This is a genomic window from Allobosea sp. Root381 (assembly GCF_001429395.1).
In the GTDB taxonomy this organism is placed as follows: domain Bacteria; phylum Pseudomonadota; class Alphaproteobacteria; order Rhizobiales; family Beijerinckiaceae; genus Allobosea.
The window spans coordinates 637,023-656,275 of record NZ_LMJT01000001.1 but is presented as its reverse complement, the minus strand read 5'-3'; the positions used below and the strand labels follow the sequence as shown (position 1 = coordinate 656,275).

At 67.0% G+C, this 19,253-nt stretch carries 17 protein-coding genes; 12 read left to right on the top strand and 5 right to left on the bottom strand.

The genetic code is table 11. The features are described from left to right. Nucleotides 1–10 precede the first annotated feature (10 nt). Nucleotides 11–1,231 carry an FAD-binding oxidoreductase gene (locus ASE63_RS03055; RefSeq protein ID WP_056796183.1) on the top strand — a complete coding sequence of 407 codons (1,221 nt, stop codon included), beginning with the start codon at nt 11–13 and terminating at the stop codon, nt 1,229–1,231. A gap of 57 nt (nt 1,232–1,288) precedes the next feature. Then, the gene (locus ASE63_RS03050) at nt 1,289–1,795 is read left to right on the top strand and encodes a DinB family protein (RefSeq protein ID WP_056796181.1); all 507 of its coding nucleotides are present in this window, start codon (nt 1,289–1,291) and stop codon (nt 1,793–1,795) included. Between the two features lie 19 nt (nt 1,796–1,814). On the opposite strand, the gene ASE63_RS03045 is transcribed toward ASE63_RS03050, so the two are convergent. After that, on the bottom strand, nt 1,815–2,351 hold the full coding sequence (locus ASE63_RS03045) for a hypothetical protein (protein WP_056796179.1): 537 nt from the start codon (nt 2,349–2,351) through the stop codon (nt 1,815–1,817). Between the two features lie 165 nt (nt 2,352–2,516). On the opposite strand from ASE63_RS03045, the gene ASE63_RS03040 reads away from it, so the two are divergent. Further along, complete coding sequence (locus ASE63_RS03040; protein ID WP_056796652.1) at nt 2,517–3,149, top strand: LysE family translocator; 633 nt, start codon at nt 2,517–2,519, stop codon at nt 3,147–3,149. Between the two features lie 125 nt (nt 3,150–3,274). Here ASE63_RS03040 and ASE63_RS03035 read toward each other — a convergent pair whose 3' ends face one another. After that, complete coding sequence (locus ASE63_RS03035) at nt 3,275–4,225, bottom strand: hydrogen peroxide-inducible genes activator (RefSeq protein WP_056796177.1); 951 nt, start codon at nt 4,223–4,225, stop codon at nt 3,275–3,277. A gap of 128 nt (nt 4,226–4,353) precedes the next feature. Between ASE63_RS03035 and katA the strand changes: the two genes are divergently transcribed. From katA to ASE63_RS03020, 3 genes are all read left to right on the top strand, one after another. Beyond that, on the top strand, nt 4,354–5,853 hold the full coding sequence (katA, locus tag ASE63_RS03030; protein WP_156410151.1) for a catalase KatA: 1,500 nt from the start codon (nt 4,354–4,356) through the stop codon (nt 5,851–5,853). Nucleotides 5,854–6,071: 218 nt separating this feature from the next. Further along, complete coding sequence (locus ASE63_RS03025; protein ID WP_056796173.1) at nt 6,072–7,277, top strand: M20 family metallopeptidase; 1,206 nt, start codon at nt 6,072–6,074, stop codon at nt 7,275–7,277. A 211-nt stretch (nt 7,278–7,488) separates the two neighbouring features. After that, a complete protein-coding gene (locus tag ASE63_RS03020) occupies nt 7,489–8,577 on the top strand; it encodes an acyltransferase (protein WP_056796170.1) in 1,089 nt (362 codons plus the stop codon). Here ASE63_RS03020 and ASE63_RS03015 read toward each other — a convergent pair. Beyond that, nucleotides 8,549–10,390, bottom strand: coding sequence for a glycoside hydrolase family 15 protein (locus tag ASE63_RS03015; protein ID WP_056796167.1), 1,842 nt, complete (start codon nt 10,388–10,390; stop codon nt 8,549–8,551). The genes ASE63_RS03020 and ASE63_RS03015 overlap by 29 nt on opposite strands. 2 nt (nt 10,391–10,392) lie before the next feature. Next, nucleotides 10,393–11,190 (bottom strand): trehalose-phosphatase, encoded by a 798-nt coding sequence (otsB, locus tag ASE63_RS03010; protein WP_056796649.1) that lies wholly within the window; start codon nt 11,188–11,190, stop codon nt 10,393–10,395. Nucleotides 11,191–11,484: 294 nt separating this feature from the next. Here otsB and ASE63_RS03005 point away from each other — a divergent pair, with 294 nt between their 5' ends. From ASE63_RS03005 to prmC, 5 genes are all read left to right on the top strand, one after another. After that, a complete protein-coding gene (locus tag ASE63_RS03005; RefSeq protein ID WP_082609585.1) occupies nt 11,485–13,059 on the top strand; it encodes a trehalose-6-phosphate synthase in 1,575 nt (524 codons plus the stop codon). Nucleotides 13,060–13,241: 182 nt separating this feature from the next. Then, nucleotides 13,242–15,509, top strand: a complete 2,268-nt coding sequence (gene ptsP / locus ASE63_RS03000) for a phosphoenolpyruvate--protein phosphotransferase (protein ID WP_056796165.1) — start codon at nt 13,242–13,244, stop codon at nt 15,507–15,509. 54 nt (nt 15,510–15,563) lie between these two features. Further along, a complete protein-coding gene (gene prfA / locus ASE63_RS02995; RefSeq protein ID WP_056796163.1) occupies nt 15,564–16,649 on the top strand; it encodes a peptide chain release factor 1 in 1,086 nt (361 codons plus the stop codon). Between the two features lie 69 nt (nt 16,650–16,718). Next, nucleotides 16,719–16,997 carry a hypothetical protein gene (locus ASE63_RS28180; protein WP_244491251.1) on the top strand — a complete coding sequence of 93 codons (279 nt, stop codon included), beginning with the start codon at nt 16,719–16,721 and terminating at the stop codon, nt 16,995–16,997. Further along, entirely contained in the window at nt 16,967–17,836 is an 870-nt protein-coding gene (prmC, locus tag ASE63_RS02990; RefSeq protein ID WP_056796646.1) for a peptide chain release factor N(5)-glutamine methyltransferase, read from the top strand. Before ASE63_RS28180 ends, prmC begins: the two co-directional genes overlap by 31 nt. Before the next feature lie 263 nt (nt 17,837–18,099). Here prmC and ASE63_RS28175 read toward each other — a convergent pair whose 3' ends face one another. Next, a complete protein-coding gene (locus tag ASE63_RS28175) occupies nt 18,100–18,498 on the bottom strand; it encodes a hypothetical protein (RefSeq protein ID WP_244491249.1) in 399 nt (132 codons plus the stop codon). Between ASE63_RS28175 and ASE63_RS02985 the strand changes: the two genes are divergently transcribed. Continuing rightward, nucleotides 18,478–19,227, top strand: a complete 750-nt coding sequence (locus ASE63_RS02985) for a hypothetical protein (RefSeq protein WP_244491248.1) — start codon at nt 18,478–18,480, stop codon at nt 19,225–19,227. The two genes, ASE63_RS28175 and ASE63_RS02985, sit on opposite strands and share 21 nt — an antisense overlap. Nucleotides 19,228–19,253 lie beyond the last annotated feature (26 nt).

The following is a 19,253-nucleotide window of genomic DNA, read 5'->3' as shown; positions in this document are numbered from 1 at the left end:
TGGGGCCGCCATGTCGTCTTCCGAAAGCGCCGATGTCGTCATTTGCGGAGGTGGCGCCATCGGCTCCTCCGTCGCCTATCATCTGGCGGCCGATCCGGGCTTTTCCGGCAAGGTCATCGTGGTCGAGAAGGATCCGACCTACCGCTACGCCGCCTCCGCGCTCTCGGCCGCCTCGATCCGCCAGCAATATTCGAGCGCCGTGAACATCCGCATCTCGCTGCACGGCATCGATTTCCTGCGCGATATCGGGGCCTGCCTGGCCGTTGATGGCGAGATGCCGGTGATCGACCTGCATGAGGGCGGCTATCTCTATCTGGCAGGCGAGGAGGGCGCGCCCGTGCTCGCCGCCAACCAGACGCTGCAGGCGGCCGAGGGCGCGGATATCGCGCTATACGACCCGGCCGCGCTGCAAAGCCGCTTTCCCTGGCTGAACACCGAGGATCTCGCCTGCGGCAGCTTCGGCGTCAGCGGCGAGGGCTGGTTCGACGGCTGGGCGGTGCTGCAGGCCTTCCGCAAGAAGGCGCGCTCACTCGGCGTCGAATATCGCCAGGGCGAGGTCGCGCGCTATGTCGTGGAGGGTGGCCGCGTGGTCGCGGTCGAGCTTGGCGACGGCAGCCGCATCGCCTGCGGCAGTGTCGTCAACGCGTCCGGGACACATGGCGCCAGGCTCGCGGCCAGCGCCGGCGTCAGGATCCCGGTCCGCTCGATGAAGCGCTACGTCTTTTCCTTCCTCTGCAAGGGTGAGGTCGACAACTGCCCGCTGCTGATCGACCGCACCGGCGCCTGGTGCCGGCCGGAAGGCAGGCGCGGCAACGACGGCCAACTCTTCATCGGCAGCTGCTCGCCCCTCAGTGCCGAGCTGGACGAGGAGTGGATCGAAACCAGCCCCTCGGTCGAGGATGTCGACTGGGCCTTCTTCGAGGAGACGGTCTGGCCTGCTTTGGCCTATCGCATTCCCGCCTTCGAGCAGATCAAACCCGGCCGCGCCTGGGCCGGGCCCTATGACATGAACGAGCTCGACCACAACGCCATCATCGGCCCGGCCGTCGGCGTCGGCGGGCTCTATCTCGCCAATGGCTTCTCGGGCCACGGCCTGCAGCAGGCGCCGGCGGTCGGCCGGGGGCTTGCCGAGCATATCCTGCATGGCGGCTATCGCAGCCTGGACCTGTCCGATCTCGGCCATGAGCGCATAGTGGACGGCAGGCCCATGCACGAGGCCAACGTCATCTGAACGCCCATGATCGAGCGAGCACCGACATTGCCGCTACCCGTCGCCGGAGGCCGGGCCATGATCGACAACAGCTACGTCCGCACCATGGCGCGCTACAATGCATGGCAGAACGACAATCTCTATCAAGCGGCGGCGACGCTCGGTGACGACACGCGCCGGCAGGACCGCGGCGCCTTTTTCGGCTCGATCCAAGGCACCTTCTGCCATCTGCTCTGGGCCGACCGCATGTGGCTGTCGCGCTTCGCCGGGACACCGAAGCCGAGTATTCCCGGAGCCGAATCGGCCAGCATGATCGCGCTCTGGGACGACCTCGTCGCCGAGCGTCGCGTCACCGACACGGTGATCTCCGACTGGGCGGCGGGGCTGGCGCCGGACTGGCTTTCCGGCGACCTGACATGGCTTTCCGGCATCTCGCGACGCGAGCTGACAAGGCCGAGAGCCCAGCTCGTCGCACATATGTTCAATCACCAGACGCATCATCGCGGCCAGGTTCACGCCATGCTGACGGCGGCCGGCGCCCGACCAGGGGATACCGACCTGATGCTGATCGACCTGGTGGATTGAGGCGCCGCCGCGCATTGGATCAGGCCGGTCGGGCCTCGGCGTCCTCCGCCCGTCGCGAGCGGGTACGCCCCTGTTCCGGCAGTTCGGTCGTCTCGCGGTCGGCATGCTCCTTCGGCACGGCCGCGGTCGCATTTTGGCTCAGCCTCTGGAACAGGCCGAGCCCGACCATCGCCGTGACGGCGAGGAAGACGAGAAGGCCGGGATAGATGATGTCGTGCATCGTGTCGCGCGAGGTCTTGGCGATCAGCACCAGGGATTCCAGGCTGAGTGCGACGATCATGATGGTCATGAACTTGGTCAGCGATCCCCGCGCCTCGGCCGGTCGGCGCAGTTCGCGATTCGAGACGACCTCCTCCTCGAACAGGAACTTTCCGACATCGGCCACCGCGACCGCGATGATGATCAGGCCGATGCCGTCCAGCATCGTTTCGAGCGCATTGTCGCCGGTCCAGTAACCGGTCGCGGTGCGCCAGACCGCGACGCCGATCAGCGTGATGGATGCGGAGAGAAGCGCGAAGGCTATGGTCGTGTAGAGAACGCGGCTGAACAGCGTCATGGATGCCCCCGATCCGGAGAAACCCGGTCCGGTCAGACAACCGGAGCGATCCGGCGCAGGTTCCGCTTCCGGCAACCAGACGCCGGCGAGGGAGCCGCCATGCCGCTGCGGCATAGGCGCTTGCGGCGCCATCATGCCAAGCATGCGCGCCTCAGGAGCTCCGCCATGCCCGACATCACCCAGCTCGCCGCCTTCGCCCTGATCTGCCTGGGCATGGTGATCACGCCCGGGCCCAACATGGTCTACCTGATTTCGCGTTCGATCGCGCAGGGGAGGGGCGCCGGCCTGATCTCGCTCGGCGGCGTGGCGCTGGGCTTCTTCGTCTACATGCTGAGCGCCGCCTTCGGCATCACTGCGCTGCTCTTCGCGGTTCCCTATGCCTATGACGCGCTACGGATCGCCGGTGCGCTCTATCTGTTCTGGCTCGCCTGGCAGGCGCTGAAGCCCGGCGGCCGCTCGCCCTTCCAGCTCCGCGACTTGAAGCCTGACCGGCCGCGCAAGCTCTTCGGCATGGGCTTCCTCACCAGCCTGCTCAACCCCAAGATCGCGATGCTCTACCTGGCGCTGCTGCCGCAGTTCATCGACCCGGCCGCCGGCAGCGTGCTGATGCAGTCGCTGCTGCTGGGCTCGATGCAGATCGCGATCAGCGTCTCGGTCAATGCGATGATAGCGATGGCGGCAGGCGGCATCGCGGTGTTCCTGCGGACGCGGCCGTTCTGGTCGCTGGTGCAGCGCTGGCTGATGGGCACGATGCTGGCTGGCTTCGCGTTGCGCATGGCGCTGGAAAGCCGGCGGTAGCGCATGTTTCGATCGGACTGAGCATCATTTTCGTCATTGCGAGCGCAGCGAAGCAATCCAGTGAGACGTAGAGCACTGCCGCCTCTGGATTGCTTCACTGCGCTCGCAATGACGGCACCGACCCGTCAGCCCAGCCTGATCGGCTGAGGCTCGATCGGAATGTCCCGGCTCGCGGGCCCGGAAAGTTCTCCGCCGACTTCCGTCAGGATCCGGCCCAGCGCCTCGAAATCCTGCTGACGCGGCGAGGTTCGTCGCCAGGCCAGCCCGATCGAGCGGCTCGGCTCCGGCGCGGCGAAGCGGAACAGCCGCACCGGCATGTCCGGCCGTAATTCGATCGGCAGGGCCATGGCCGGCATCAGCGTCGTGCCGAAGCCGTTCGCCACCATCTGCATGATCGTCGAGAGGCTGGAGGCACCGTATTGCCGCCGGGAGCCGCTGCGCGGCGCGCCGCAGAAACTCAGGGCCTGGTCGCGCAGGCAGTGGCCCTCTTCGAGCAGCAGCAGGTTGTCGCCGGAGAGGGCCTGTTGCGGCGTGACCTCGGCGCCCTCCGAGCCTGGCGCCGTCGGCATGACGAGCAGGAACGGATCGTCGAAGAGCGGTAGTGTCTCCAGCCCGGTGCGGTCGATCGGCAGCGACAGGAGCGCGACGTCGAGGCGGCCATCCACCAGCTCGTCGAGCAGGGTATGTGTCTGCGATTCCCGCAGCCTCAGCGCCAGCCCCGGATGACGGCGCTGCAGCAGCGGCAGCGTCGCCGGCAGGAGATAGGGCGCGATGGAGGGGATGACGCCGAGATCGAGCTCGCCGCTCAGCAGGTTCGGGCGGTGGCGGGCATGGTCGACGAGGTCGCTCGCCTCCAGCAGGATGCGCTGCGCCCGCTCGGCGATCTCGCGGCCGGTTTCGGTCAGGGTTATCGCACCTCGCTGGCGCTCGACGAGCTGGCAGCCGAGCTGAGCCTCCAGCTCCTGGATCTGCAGCGAGAGCGCCGGCTGGCTGACATGGCATTCCTGTGCCGCCCGGCCGAAATGGCGGTGCCGAGATACGGCGCAGAAATAGCGGAGCTGCTTCAGGGTGATCATGTCGATTTGATAAACTTATCGATAGGGCGCGTAAACGGTATTGGACATTGTCGTCACGAAGGACTGTTAGTTCGTCCAATTCGAATCTGGGCCGGGCCGCTTACGCCCGGCGATCGATGGAGGACAGCATGTCGAAGACGATGACCACGACGGCCGGTGCGCCGATCCCTGACAACCAGAATTCGATCACCGCCGGCGAGCGCGGCCCGGTCCTGATGCAGGATTACCAGCTCATCGAGAAGCTGGCCCACCAGAACCGCGAGCGCATCCCCGAGCGCGCCGTCCACGCCAAGGGCTGGGGCGCCTATGGCACGCTGAAGATCACCGGCGACATCTCGAAATACACCAAGGCCAAGGTTCTCCAGCCCGGCACCGAGACGCCGCTGCTGCTGCGCTTCTCGACGGTGGCCGGCGAGATGGGCGCCGCCGACGCCGAGCGCGACGTGCGCGGCTTCGCGATCAAGTTCTACACGCCGGAAGGCAACTGGGACCTCGTCGGCAACAACACGCCGGTCTTCTTCGTGCGCGACCCGGTGAAGTTCCCCGACTTCATCCACACCCAGAAGCGCCACCCCAAGACCAACATGCGCTCGCCCACCGCGATGTGGGATTTCTGGTCGCTGAGCCCCGAGAGCCTGCACCAGGTCACCATCCTGATGTCGGATCGCGGCCTGCCGACCGATGTGCGCCACATCAACGGCTATGGCTCGCACACCTTCTCGTTCTGGAACGACAATGGCGAGCGCTACTGGGTGAAGTTTCACTTCAAGACCCTGCAGGGCCACCGTCACTGGACGAATGAGGAGGGCGAGAAGGTCATCGGCAAGACCCGCGAGTCGACGCAGGAAGACCTGTTCAATGCGCTGGAGCGCGGCGACTATCCGAAGTGGAAGGTTCAGGTCCAGATCATGCCGGAGCTGGACGCGGAGAAGACCGCCTACAACCCCTTCGACCTGACCAAGGTCTGGCCGCATGCCGACTATCCGCCGATCGACATCGGCGTGATGGAGCTGAACCGCAACCCCGAGAACTACTTCGCCGAAATCGAGAACGCCGCCTTCTCGCCGTCGAACATCGTTCCCGGCATCGGCTTCTCGCCCGACAAGATGCTGCAGGCCCGCGTCTTTTCCTATGCCGATGCCCATCGCCACCGGCTCGGCACGCATTACGAGAACATCCCGGTCAACCAGCCGAAATGCCCGGTCGCGCATTATCATCGCGACGGCCAGATGAACACCTATGGCGGCATCAAGACCGGCAATCCGGACGCCTATTACGAGCCGAACTCGTTCGGCGGGCCGGTCGAGGCGCCTGCCGCCAAGGAGCCGCCGCTGAAGATCTCGGGCGATGCCGATCGCTACAATCACCGCATCGGCAACGACGACTATTCGCAGCCGCGCGCGCTGTTCAACCTGTTCGACGCTGGCCAGAAGGCGCGGCTGTTCTCGAACATTGCCGCGGCGATGGGCGGCATCCCGCAGCATATCGAGGAGCGCCAGCTCGCGCATTTCGACAAGGTCCATCCGGAGTACGGCAACGGCGTCCGCGCCGCGCTGGCCAAGTCGGACGGTCGCGAGCGCCCCGCGATCTCGGTGACCGAGAACACCCCGCAGCAGGCGGCAGAGTAATCCGGTCTCCGGGTTGAATATCGGGCCGCGGCGCAAGCCGCGGCCTTTTTCTTGGAAGAGCCTCGTAGACGGGCTTGCCCCGACCATCTCTGAAACCAGCCGCCGTTCGGAACGAGCTTCTCGGGTCTCGGCCTTCCTTCGCCCGAGAATGACGGCGGTTTCCCGGCGCGCCGCGCTGGTCTAGCTTGCGCCGGATTTTCCCGAAGGAGCCTGCGCCTATGTCCCTCACTGCCGAAGAACAGAAAGTCGTCGACTGGCTCGGAAGCCGCAAGGAGGCGATGGTCGCGCTGCTGCGCGAGATGGTCGACACCGATTCAGGTTCCTACGACAAGGCCGGCGTCGACCGCGCCGGACAGGTGGTCGCCCGCTTCCACGAACTCAACGGCCTGGCGGTCGAGATCATCCCGGACGCGACCTATGGCGACGCGGTCAAGGCGCGCCTGCCGAACCCGACCGCCAACGACCAGCGCCCGGTGCTGCTGCTCGGCCATCGCGACACCGTCTTCCCCAAGGGCGAGCCGACGCGCCGGCCCTTTTCGGTCAAGGACGGCCGAGCCTACGGGCCGGGCGTCGCCGACATGAAGGCCGGCATCGTCATCGAGGCCTTCGTCGCGGCCGCCTTCGCCGAATGCGGCGGGCTCTCCGCGCCGCTGACGGTGCTGACCACCTCGGACGAGGAAATCGGCTCGCCGTCCTCGCGCGCGGTCATCGAGGCGGCGGCGCGCGAATCGCGCTGCGTTTTCAATGCCGAGCCCAGCCGCCTGCCGGCCGGCAGCGACTTCGCCCGCGACCATCGCCAGTCGGTCACCAGCGGCCGCAAGGGCGGCGTCTTCATGCGCGCCGAGTTCACCGGCAAGCCGGCGCATTCGGGCGCGAATTACGAGAAGGGCGCCTCGGCCATCGTCGATCTCGGCCACAAGATTCCGAAGCTCCAGGGCCTCACCGACCTCGAAAAGGGCATCACCGTCAATGTCGGGCTGATCGGCGGCGGCCAGACGGTCAACACGGTCGCCCCCCACGCCTGGTGCGAGATCGACCTGCGCTACGTCACCGCCGCCCAGCGCGGTGAGATGGTCGCGAAGATCAAGGCCATCATCGAGACGCCCGAGGTCGCCGGCACCGGCGCCACCCTTTCGATCAAGGGCGAGTTCCTGCCGCTCGAAGGCACGGCGGAGTCGCAGAAGCTGTTCGAGACCTATCGCGACGCCGCCGCCGGCTTCGGCATGGCGACCATCGCCGAATTCACCGGCGGCTGCGCCGATTCCGGCTTCACCGCGGCGCAGGGCTGCCCGACGCTCTGCAGCGTCGGCCCGATCGGCGGCATGGCGCATACGCCGGACGAGTTCCTCGAGGTCGAGAGCATCGTCCCCGCCGCGCAGACGCTGGCGCTGGCGGTGATGCGGGCGGCGAAGCTGATGGAGTGAGCTGCGCGGTTCGTCCTCTGCGGCCGTCTCAAGCGCTTCCTTAACTGCAGGAGAGACGGCGCTCCGCCAGGTTCGTCGGCTTTCCGCGGACCAGAAGCGAACGATCTCCGACGCGGCCAAGCGGTACATAAATGTAGCGAAAACTTGTCAATTCTGGGTCTGAATGTTTCTATGGCGGTCGAGGCGCCACCACGGGACGACAGACCGCCACATGACATCCGGTCTCCGGCTCGACAGCCTGCAGATGCTAAGGGCGGCAGCCGCCGGCCTCGTACTCGTTGAACACACTGCGAACGCGGTCTCGACACGCTATCTGGGCCTCGCACCGCAGGATTCGCCACTGGCGGTATTTCCGTTCGCAGCAGGCGTCGACATCTTCTTCGTCGTTTCGGGCTTCATCATCGCCTATTCCAGCGGCGCCCTCTTCGGCAGCCCTGGCGCGTGGCGCAGCTTTCTCCTGCGCCGCTGGGCTCGCGTCGCGCCGCTGTACTGGCTCATGACCGGCGTGATGATTCTCGCCTTCGCCGCGATCGGCAGCGAAGCCTGGAGTAACGCGTCCTGGTGGTCGGTTGCCGCCTCCTACCTCTTTTTGCCCGCCACCAATGCGGAGGAGCGCATCTTCCCGATCCTGACGATCGGCTGGACGCTCAACTACGAGATGGCATTCTATGGGCTCTTCGCGCTCACGCTGGGCTTCCGCCAGAGAACCGCGCTGAGGCTGGTGGCGGCGGCGCTCATTGTCTCCGCAGCACTGGGCGCATTGGTCGGCCCGGCCTCGCTCGCGCTGCGCTTCTATACGGACCCGATCATCGTAGAATTCGCCGCCGGCATTGCTCTCTACGGGCTGCTCTGCACAGGCCGGTTGGCCTTCGCCGGAATGACGCGACTGCTGCTCGTCGTGCTGGCACTGGCAGGGTTGGCTCTGTCCGTCGGCGACCCCGGGCCTTGGCGCTGGCTCGCCTGGGGTGGCCCGGCGACGCTGTTGGTCGCGGCCGCGATCGGCCCCGCGCCCTTGCAGGGCGGCTTTGCCCGCGCAATACGCTTGGGGGGCGACTGGTCCTACGGCATCTATCTGGCCCATTTCCCGATCGTCATGATCGGAGCGATGGCCTGCCAGGCCCTGCTGCCGAAGGCGGCCTGGGTCTGGTTTGGCTTCTTTCCAGCCTTCGTACTGATCGCCACGCTCTCCACTGCGGCATTGCTGCACCGTTTCGTCGAGCAACCGGCCATGGATTGGGCGCGCAAATCAGCGCGCGCCGGGATCGGCGCATTCAGAACGCCTCTTCCCAGTTCCGGCTGAGCCGCATCGCGGAGTTGATCAGCCCGACATGGGAATAGGTCTGCGGGAAGTTGCCCCAGAGCTCGCCGGTTTCGAGATCGGCGTCCTCGGAGAGCAGACCGAAGCTGTTGCGGCGCTTCAGGATGCGCGCGAACAGCGCCTTGGCCTCCTCGCGCCGGCCGATGGCATGCAGCGCATCGACATACCAGAAGGCGCAGATCAGGAAGCCGGTGTGCATGTAGCCGAAATCGTCCTGCGTGGCGTAGCGTAGGAGGAGGTCGCCACGGGTCAGGTCGCGGCCGATCGCCTCGACGGTCGCGACGAAGCGGGGATCGTCAGCCTTGACGAAGCCGAGCTCCGCGAACAGCAGCAGGGTCGCATCGAGGTCGTCGCCGTCGAAGGTCGAGACGAAGTGGCCCTTCTCCTCGTTCCATGTGCGCGCGAGAATCTCCTTCTTCAGCCGCTTCGACTCGGTCTTCCAGTATTCCTTGCGGTCGGCCCGCCCGAGCGTACCGGCGATGCGCGCGAGCCGGTCGCTGGCGGCCCAGCACATCACGCTCGAGAAGGAATGCACCGACTCCTTGTGCCGCAGCTCCCACGGGCCGGCATCCGGCTTGTCGAAGAAGGCGACGGCGAGCTCGCCCATCCGCTCGAGCTGGCCGAAGAGCGATTCCTTGCCGGGCTGGATCAGGCGCTGGTCGAAGAAGGAATGCGTCGCCGCCAGAACGACGGCGCCATAGCCGTCGTTCTGGATCTGCGTCGCCGCGCCATTGCCGAAGCGCACCGGCTGGTGGCCGCGATAGCCGGAGAGATTGGGTGCCTCGAACTCGTCGAGCACGCCGCCCCGGGTGATCGGATAGAGCGGCGGCAGGTGCTCGGCGCCGCTCTCCGTGAAGGTGTCGACGATGTTGGTGATGAAGCCGAGATAGTCCTCCATCGTCCGCGTGGTGCCGAGGCGGTTCAGCGCATGGACGACGAAATAGGCATCGCGCAGCCAGCAGAAACGGTAGTCCCAGTTGCGCTGCGTGCCCGGCGCCTCCGGAATCGAGGTGGTCAGCGCAGCCACGATCGCGCCGGTCTCCTCGAAGGCGCACATCTTCAGCGTGATCGCGGCCCGTATGACCTCGCGCTGGTATTCGAAGGGCAGCGACAGCGAGCGCACCCAGTCGCGCCAGTAATCCGTGGTCTTGTCGAGAAACTCGCGCGATGTCGTCTCGATCTCGGCCCGCAACGCCTCGTCGGCCCCGATGAAGAAGGAGAACGGCCGGTCGACGGCAAAGGGAACGCCATCGGCGACATAGGAGATCGGTGCGTCGGTGGTGAGGCGGATCGTCTGGTCCGCGCCGACGAAGCGGACATGGTTGGAACCGCGCGTGATCTCGTCCGGCTCCTCGCCGAGCCCCAGCGTCGGCTTCACCACCACGCGGATGCGCGGCCTCCCCGAAACCCGCCGTACCCGTCGCACCAGCTGCGGCGGCCGGAAGAAGCGCTCATAGCGCACGAAGCGCGGCGCGAAATCGAGGATCTCGATGGCGTTGCCATGATCGTCCGAGAGCACCGAGGACAGGATCGCGGTGTTGTCGAGGTAGCTCTGCTCGCAGCGCGTCATGCCGACGAGATCGATCGCGAAGACGCCCTTGCGCGGCATGGCGTCGCCATCGGCCGCCTGGTTGTCGATCAGCGAGCAGAAGACCGGGTCGCGGTCGAAGCGCGGGAAACAGCCCCAGACGATGCGCGCCTGGCGGTCGATGAGGGCAGCGATGGAGCAATTGCCGATCACGCCGAGGTCGAGCGAGGCGGAGTGCGGCCCCGTGGCCGTCGTCGATATTGTCATCGTCACCCTTGGGAGAAGCAGGAGGCGGTCAGGCTGCCGCGCTCGGCGGCGTCGAGAAGAATGGTGCGCAAGCCCGTCGGCGAGGCAATGCGGATCTTGGCGCGGGTCTCGCCTTCGCCGATCCGGATCGAGAGGCCGCCCAGCGCATTCACGGCCTCGAACCCGTCCTCGTCGGTGATGTCGTCGCCGATGAAGACCGGCATCCGTCCGGCATAGGGGGCGGCCTGCATCAGATGCGCGATGGCGGTGCCCTTGCTCGCCGAGGCAGGCACCAGCTCCGCCACGGATTTCCCCTCCTGCAGCCTGACGCCAGCGCCCATGCGCGCGGCAACGGCACGCATCAGCTCGAGCGCCTCGTCCTTGAGCTGGGGCGCGAGCCGCCAATGCAGCGCGGCCGAGATGCGTTTGTCCTCGATGATGATGCCGACATTGCTGTTGGCAAAACGCACCATGTCGCGCAGGGCGCTGCGCATCGCTTCCGGCGCATCGGCCTGCGCGCGGATCTCGCCGTCGAGACGCACCTGCGCGCCATGCAGGCCGGCGGCGTCGAATTTATAGGGCTCGAGTGCTGCATCGAGGAAGGAGACGGGCCGCCCGGAGACCAGCGCAAGCGCACCGCTGAGGCTCGTGCGCAAGGCGTCGAGCGCTGCCGGCACACGCCGGTCGAGCCTGACCTCGTCGGGAGCCGGAGCGATTTCGACGAGCGTTCCGTCGAAATCGAGAAACAGCGCAATCGCAGGCTCGCCAGCGGGCAAGTCTTGGATATCGCTGACAGTTCCGGGGTCGATCAAATTCGTCATCATCGCCTGTCTGACCAAGAAAGCCGGCGGAAACGCGGCGCCGGCCTCGCGCCAATCCTTCTTATCTGCTTTGCTATCGGCGCGCGCGATATTCATCTTCGCGAACTCGCCACATTTCGCCTTCAATTTGCCCGGGCTGCCTCGCTTTCTGCGCAAGGCTGCCATCGCGTCGCCGGAGACCGGGCGCGTCCACGGAAACATTACGTTCGCAGCAGCGTTCTGTTCCTGCTCAGGTGTCGAAATTCGGGCAGTCGCGCGATTTCGCCGCCATCGGCCAAGGAGAACCGTACCGCTATGCGCCTCGTCATCGTCTCGAACCGCGTCACCATCCCGGAACGTAACGAGAAAGCCGCGGCTGGTGGATTGGCGGTGGCTCTGCGCGAGGCGCTCGAGCAGCGGGGCGGACTCTGGTTCGGCTGGAGCGGAGGCGTGAGCGAGTCGGCGGCCGCTCCGAACGTGGTGCAGCGCGGCAAGGTCACCTACGCTGTCACCGACCTGACGGAGGCTGAGCGCCAGTCCTACTATCTCGGCTTCTCCAACCGCGCCTTGTGGCCGTTGATGCATTACCGGCTCGGGCTGACGGAGTTCTCGCGGGCCGACTATGCCGGCTATCTCGCGGTCAATCGGCGCTTCGCCAAGGCGCTGATGGGGATGCTGCAGCCGGACGACATCATCTGGATCCACGACTACCACCTGATCCCGCTGGCAGCCGAACTGCGTCGCCGCGGCGTCACCAACCGGATCGGCTATTTCCATCACATCCCCTGGCCACCGGCGGAGGTCTTCGGAGCTCTGCCCTTCGCGGCGACCCTGGCCAGCACCATCGCGGCCTATGATCTCGTCGGCATGCAGACGGCGATCGACGTCAACAACCTGATCGGCGGCCTCGTTGCCATGTGCGGCGGCAGGAGCGACGGGCGGAAGGTCCGCGTCGGACGCCGCGAGACGCTGGTGCAGGCCTTCCCGATCGGCATCGACGTCGATGCCTTCCGCAAGCTGGCGGCGGCATCCGTACGCTCGGCCACGACACCGCTCAAGACGACGCGCCAGTCGCTCGGCGAACGCAAGCTCGTCATCGGGGTAGACCGGCTCGACTATTCCAAGGGCATCGTCCAGCGGCTCGAGGCCTTCGGCCAGTTCCTGCGCAGCCACCCCGACCAGCGCGGCCGCGTCGGCATGCTGCAGATCGCGCCGCCTTCGCGCTCGGATGTCCCAGAATATGCCGAGCTCGACCGGCAGTCCGACGAGGTCGCGGGCCGTCTCAACGCGGCGCTCGGCGAGTTCGATTGGACGCCGATCCGCGTCGTCAAGAAAGCCTATTCCCGCAACGCGCTCGCCGGCTTCTACCGCCGCGCGCAGGTCGGGCTCGTCACGCCGATGCGCGACGGCATGAATCTCGTCGCCAAGGAGTACATCGCCGCGCAGGACCCTGCCGATCCGGGCGTGCTGGTGCTGTCGCGCTTCGCCGGCGCGGCCCAGCAGCTGGGCGAGGCGCTGATCGTCAACCCGTTCGACACGCATGAGGTCGCGGAAGCCATCCGCACGGCTCTCGCCATGCCGAAATCCGAGCGCGTCCGCCGCTTCGAGCGTCTCTACGCCACGATCGACGCGACCGATATCGACTGGTGGACGCGGCGCTATCTGGATGCGCTGTCGGGCGTCGACATGGCGGTGCCGGAGATCGTCCCCCCCGCCAAGGCAAAGCCGAAGCCCGCTGTGCTGGCTCCGAAGCCGAAAGGGGCCAAAATCCGGGCAGCCAAACCACCGGCGGCGACCTCGGCTGCCAAAGGGCCCGGAGCCAAGGGCCCCGCAGCCAAGAGGCCGGCGGCCCATACCGTTGCGCCCGCCGGCACGCCACCTTCGGCCTGACCCCGCCCTGCGCCCTGAGGTGATGACCGGAAAACCGTCCTGCGGCTGGGCCTTGCGGAAGGTGGGCTTCGCTCGCTAGAACGCGGCGAAGCGCTGGGCGTGCTTGCGACTCGGCTGCGACGGTGTCAGGTCTGCTAAACGTCGGCCGTGATAGCCGGGAGGCGGGCGGAGGAATTTCGAGAATGCGAGGCGCTCACGGAGGATCGGGCGTTCTACTGCGCCGCCTCCGAGAGGTGATGGCGGCGTCGATCAGCCCGCAGGAGCGGCTGGATCGGCTCGTCGTCCTCATCGCCGGCAATCTCGTCGCCGAGGTCTGTTCGGTCTACGTCCTGCGCGAGGACGGGTCCCTCGAACTCTACGCCACCGAGGGGCTCAACCGCGAAGCCGTCCACCTCACGACCATGCGCGCGGGCGAGGGCCTCGTCGGCCTGATCGCGCGCGAGGCCGAGCCGCTGGCGCTGTCCGACGCGCAGGCCCACCCCGCCTTCTCCTACCGGCCCGAGACCGGCGAGGAGATCTATCGCTCCTTCCTCGGCGTGCCGATCCTGCGCGGCGGCGCGGTGATGGGCGTCCTCGTCATCCAGAACCGCGCCTCGCGCCTCTACAGCGACGAGGAGATCGAGGCGCTGCAGACGACCGCCATGATCATGGCGGAGATGATCGCGGCCGGCGGGCTGAAGTCGCTGGCCCGGCCCGGCGCGTCGATCGGGCTCGACAGGCCGATCCACAGCGTCGGCGTGACGCTGGCGGACGGCGTCGGCCTCGGCCATGCCGTGCTGCACGAGCCGCGCGTCCCGATCAGCAATCTGATCGCCGAGAATCCGGCGGCCGAGATCAAGCGCCTCGAGGCCGCGATCGCCGAGATGCGGGCCTCCATCGACGAACTGATCGCGCGCGGCGACGTCGCCCATATCGGCGAGCATCGCGACGTGCTCGAGACCTTCCGGATGTTCGCCCATGACCAGGGCTGGCTGCGCCGCATGCGCGAGGTGGTGCTGACCGGCCTGACGGCCGAGGCGGCGGTGGAACGCGTCCAGTCCGACACGCGCGCCAAGATGCTGCGCCAGACCGATCCCTATCTGCGCGACCGCCTGCATGATCTCGACGACCTCGCCAACCGCCTGCTGCGCACGCTGGCGGGCAAGGCCAACGGCGTCCCGCATGAGGAGCTGCCCGAGAACGCCATCCTGGTCGCGCGCTCGATGGGGCCGGCGGCCCTGCTGGACTACGACCGTGCGCGCCTGCGCGGCGTCATCCTGGAGGAGGGCGGCCCGACCAGCCATATCGCCATCGTGGCGCGTGCGCTCGGCATCCCGGCCGTCGGCGAGATCCTCAACGCGACCGCGCTGATCCAGTCCGGCGATGCGGTCATCGTCGACGGGCAGGCGGGCGCGGTCCAGATTCGCCCGCAGCCCGATGTCGAGAACGCCTACAAGGACAAGGCACGGCTGCGCGCCCGCAAGCAGGAGCAGTACCGCAAGCTCAAGAGCCAGCCTGCCGTCACCAAGGACGGTGTGCCGATCGTGCTTCAGATCAATGCCGGCCTGCTCGTCGATATGCCGAACCTGGAGGCCACTGCGGCGGCCGGCGTCGGCCTGTTCCGCACCGAACTGCAGTTCATGGTGGCCGAGCACATGCCGACCACCAGCGAGCAGCAGGCGCTCTATGCCGCTGTGCTCGACCAGGCCGAAGGCAAGCCGGTGACCTTCCGCACGCTCGATATCGGCGGCGACAAGGTGCTGCCCTATATGGAGCGCATCGAGGAGGAGAACCCGGCGCTCGGCTGGCGGGCGATCCGCATCGGTCTCGACAAGCCGCGCCTGCTGCGCGCCCAGCTGCGCGCCCTGCTGCGCGCCGGCGCCGGCCGCGACCTCAAGATCATGCTGCCGATGATCGCGACGGTGGACGAGTTCCAGCGGGCCCGCACCATCGTCAGCCGCGAACGCGCCATGCTGGAGAAGAAGGGCCATGAGCTGCCGCTCAGCCTCCAGCTCGGCGTCATGGTCGAGGTGCCTTCGCTGCTCTTCGAGCTGCCCGAGATCGTGCGCGAGGCGGACTTCCTGTCGATCGGGACCAACGACCTGATGCAGTTCCTGTTCGCGGCCGATCGCGAGAACAAGCGCGTGGCCGAGCGCTTCGATCCGCTTGGCATCGGCGCTCTGCGCGCGCTGCGCAGCATCGTCGAGGCCGCGACGGAAGCGGGCTGCCCCATCACGGTCTGCGGCGAGATGGGCGGCAAACCGCTCGAGACGATGGCGCTGATCGGCCTCGGCTACCGCGCCTTCTCGATGTCGGCGGCGTCCATCGGCCCGGTCAAGGGCATGCTGCGCTCGCTCGATGCGGGCAAGCTCGCCGAACGGCTCGACTGGATGCTGGCCTCCGGCGAGGGCGTCACCAGCCTGCGTCCGCAGCTCGCAGCCTTCGCGGCCGAGACCAAGGTTCCCGTCTAGCGACGCTCGCCCAACAAGCCCGGGCCGTCCCGTTTCCTGTTTTTCGAGTTCCCCATGTCCCTTCAGCTACCGCAGGATCGCCTCGACGCCATCGTGGCCCGCCATGCCACCGCGACGGCCGAGATCAACACGGCGACCGATGCGACACGCACGGTCGAACTCGCCAAGGAACTGTCCGAACTCGATCCGGTGGTGGCGGCGATCGCGACCTGGCGACAGGCGCAGACGAGCCTCGCCGAAGCCGAGGCGCTGATCGACGATCCTGCGACCGATGCCGAGTTCCGCGAGCTGGCTTATGAGGAGCGCGACTCGGCCCGCGCCGAGATCGATGCCCGCGCCCGGGAGATCCTGATCGCGCTGCTGCCGAAGGATGCCGCCGACGAGCGCGGCGTCATCCTGGAGATTCGCGCCGGGACGGGCGGCGACGAGGCCTCCCTCTTCGCCGGCGACCTGCTGCGCATGTACCAGCGCTATGCCGCCCAGAAGGGCTGGAGCGTCGACATCCTCTCGGAAAGCGAGGGTACGGTCGGCGGCTTCAAGGAGGTGATCGCCGAGATCGCCGGCAAGGGCGTCTATGCGAAGCTCAAATACGAATCCGGCGTCCATCGCGTCCAGCGCGTACCAGATACCGAGGCGAGCGGGCGCATCCATACCTCGGCCGCGACGGTGGCGATGCTGCCGCTCGCCGGCGATGTCGACATCGTCCTCAACGACGGCGACATCCGCATCGACACCATGCGTGCCGGCGGTGCCGGCGGCCAGCACGTCAACAAGACCGAATCGGCCGTTCGCCTGACCCATATGCCGAGCGGCATCGTCGTCGTGGTCCAGGACGAGCGCTCGCAGCACAAGAACAAGGCCCGCGCCTATGATCTGCTGCGGGCGAAACTCTACGACATGGAGCGCAACCGTGCCGACGCCGAGCGCTCGGCGGACAGGCGCTCGCAGGTCGGCTCCGGCGATCGTTCGGAGCGGATACGCACCTACAACTTCCCGCAAGGACGCGTCACCGACCACCGCATCAACCTGACGCTCTACAAGCTCGACGAGATGATGCAGGGGCTGGTCTTGGACGACATCATCGATGCTCTCACCGCCGAGCATCAGGCCAGGTTGCTGGCAGATGAAGCGATCGGGTGAGCGCGATGAAACCTCTTCGATGCTCCCGCGTTGTGCCGGTATTGACAACGCAAACAGGGGGACCTTCGGATGATCAAGATTTTCTCCAGCTTCGCGGTGGCCGGGTTGATGGCCGGCATGCTGGCGATCCCGGCCCAGGCTCAGGGCACGATGGATCGCGTCGAGCGCTCGATGGAGCGCGGTCTGAAGCGCGCGACGGCGGGTCAGGCGGCACCTTTGACCGGCTCGATGACGCAAGCTCAGGCGCGCAAGGCCTGCCAGCAGGAAATGGCCGGGACGCGCGAGAGCAAGGCGGCGCTGCGCAAGAAGATGACGACCTGCGTCAACGGAAAGATGCAGGGCAACTGACAAGGCGATCTGCCGACGCGCGCCGGGAATTGGCAGCCAGACTGCGCGAGGGCGGCAGCGAAAGCGCCGCCCTCGACGCGCGTCTGCTGGTCGAGGGCGTCGTCGGCGAGCGCGATCCGGACCCTTTCAGGATTCTGAGCGGCTCCGAAGAAGCCCGGCTTGAAGTCTTTGCTCGACGCAGGCTCAAGGGCGAGCCGGTCTGGCGCATCTTGGGCGAACGCGAATTCTGGGGGTTGCCCTTCCGGCTTTCCGCCGCGACGCTGGAGCCGCGGCCCGACACCGAGGCGGTGGTCGATGCTGTGCTGGAACGGCTGCCGGAGCGCCGGCAGGCGCCGCTCTCCGTCCTCGACCTCGGAACCGGAACGGGCTGCCTGCTGATCGCGGTGCTGAGCGAATTTCCGCAGGCTACAGGGCTTGGTATCGATCTCTCGCAGGAGGCCTGCGCGACGGCGCAGGGGAACGCTGCGCTCAATGGCCTTTCGGACCGTGCGCAATTCCGGCAGGGCTCATGGACCGAAGGGCTCGACCGGCGCTTCGACCTCATCCTGTCGAACCCGCCCTATATCCGCAGCGGCGATATCGAGACGCTCGACATTTCGGTCCGCGAGCACGATCCGCGCCTCGCGCTGGACGGAGGTGATGACGGGCTCGCGCCCTATCGCGTCTTTGCAAGGAGGCTCCCCGAGGTGCTGGCTCCAGGCGGCCTGGTCGTGCTCGAGATCGGCGCCGGGCAGGAGGCCGATGTGGTGTCGCTCATGCGCGAGGGCGGCTTCGACTGGCGGGGCTCGCGCCGCGACCTCGGGGGGCATCCGCGCGCCCTGGTCTTCGCCCTGTGCTGAAATAACGCGGGCATTTGTGCGAATTTGCTTGGAAAGCCGCGCGAAACCCGCTATGCACAAGTTCAGCCGAAGCTGGTGTCGTCAGCGCCGGGCCTTGGGCAGCTCACTTGGCAGCCAGGCGTTATTTCCGGACATGTCCGTGGATCGACAGGACTGACAAACCAGATTGGACACCGAAGGCGCTGAGACGCCGATCGGCTTATGGGACTGAAGTTCCCTTTTGGAAAAGAGCGCGTGAAGACCAGGAACGGCGTAACGCCACTTCAGGTCACTTTTACCCGGCGCAGCGCCGCAACCCGCTGCACGCCGGAACGCGCATGATGACCCCACGGTTGCCTTGAGCACAGAGCGCGAGATAGACGCGAATGAGACCAGGTCAGAACCGGCGCATGCGCGGCCGTAACAACAATAATAACAACAACAATAACAGCGGCGGAAACCGGAAGTCTCCTAACCCGCTGCAGCGGAGCTACGAGTCGAACGGGCCGGATGTCAAAGTCCGCGGTACCGCTCAACACGTTGCGGAGAAGTATCTGCAGTTGGCGCGCGACGCGCAGTCGTCGGGCGATCCGGTTGCTGCTGAAAATTACTTCCAGCACGCTGAACATTATTACCGCATTCTGCTGGCCGCGCAGGAGCAGATGGCCCAGCAGTTCGGCCACAGCTTCCCGCCCAATCGCGCCTTCAACGAGGATGCCGACGAGGGCGAGGAGGAGAGCGAGGATGAGGGCCAGGCTTTTCAGGCCGGCGGCCCCCAGCCCGATCCGCGCAATCCCGCCGGCAGCGTGAACGGCAACGGCTACAACCCCAATGGCGGCCAGCGCTTCGAGGGCGAGGGCGGTGAAGGCCAGTCCAACGGCCAGCGCTTCGACCGTCAGCCGCGCAACAACGACCGCAACAACCGTCGCTTCGACCGCAACGATCGTCAGGACCGTGGCGAGCGTCGCTTCGAGCGGGGCGAGGGCGGGCAGAATGCGCCGGGCGGCTATGCCCCGCGTCCCGATGCGCCGCGCTCGGACATTCCTGTGCCGGGCGAGGCTCCCGAAGCCGCCGCGCAGCCAGCCCAGCCCGAGCGTCGCTTCGAGCGTCCCGAGCGTGGTCCGCGCCCCGAGCGCCGCCCCCGCCGCGAACGCGAGCCGGAACTCGATTCGGATCAGGCCGATGAGGGCACTGCCGCCCTGCCGTCCTTCCTGACGACGCCGGTGCGCGTGCCGGTGGCTGCCCCCGTAGCAGTGGAGGCCCCTCCGGTCGCCGCTCCTGTCGAGACGCCGGCCGAGGCCGCTCCCGAAGCCGCTCCGGCAGAGGTCGCGGTCAAGCGTCCGCGCAAGCGCCGTTCGCCGCGCGAGGTGATGGATGCGCTCGGTTCCGAGACGGACAGCACGCCGGAGTGAGCGGCATTCCTGCAGTCGATCGATGA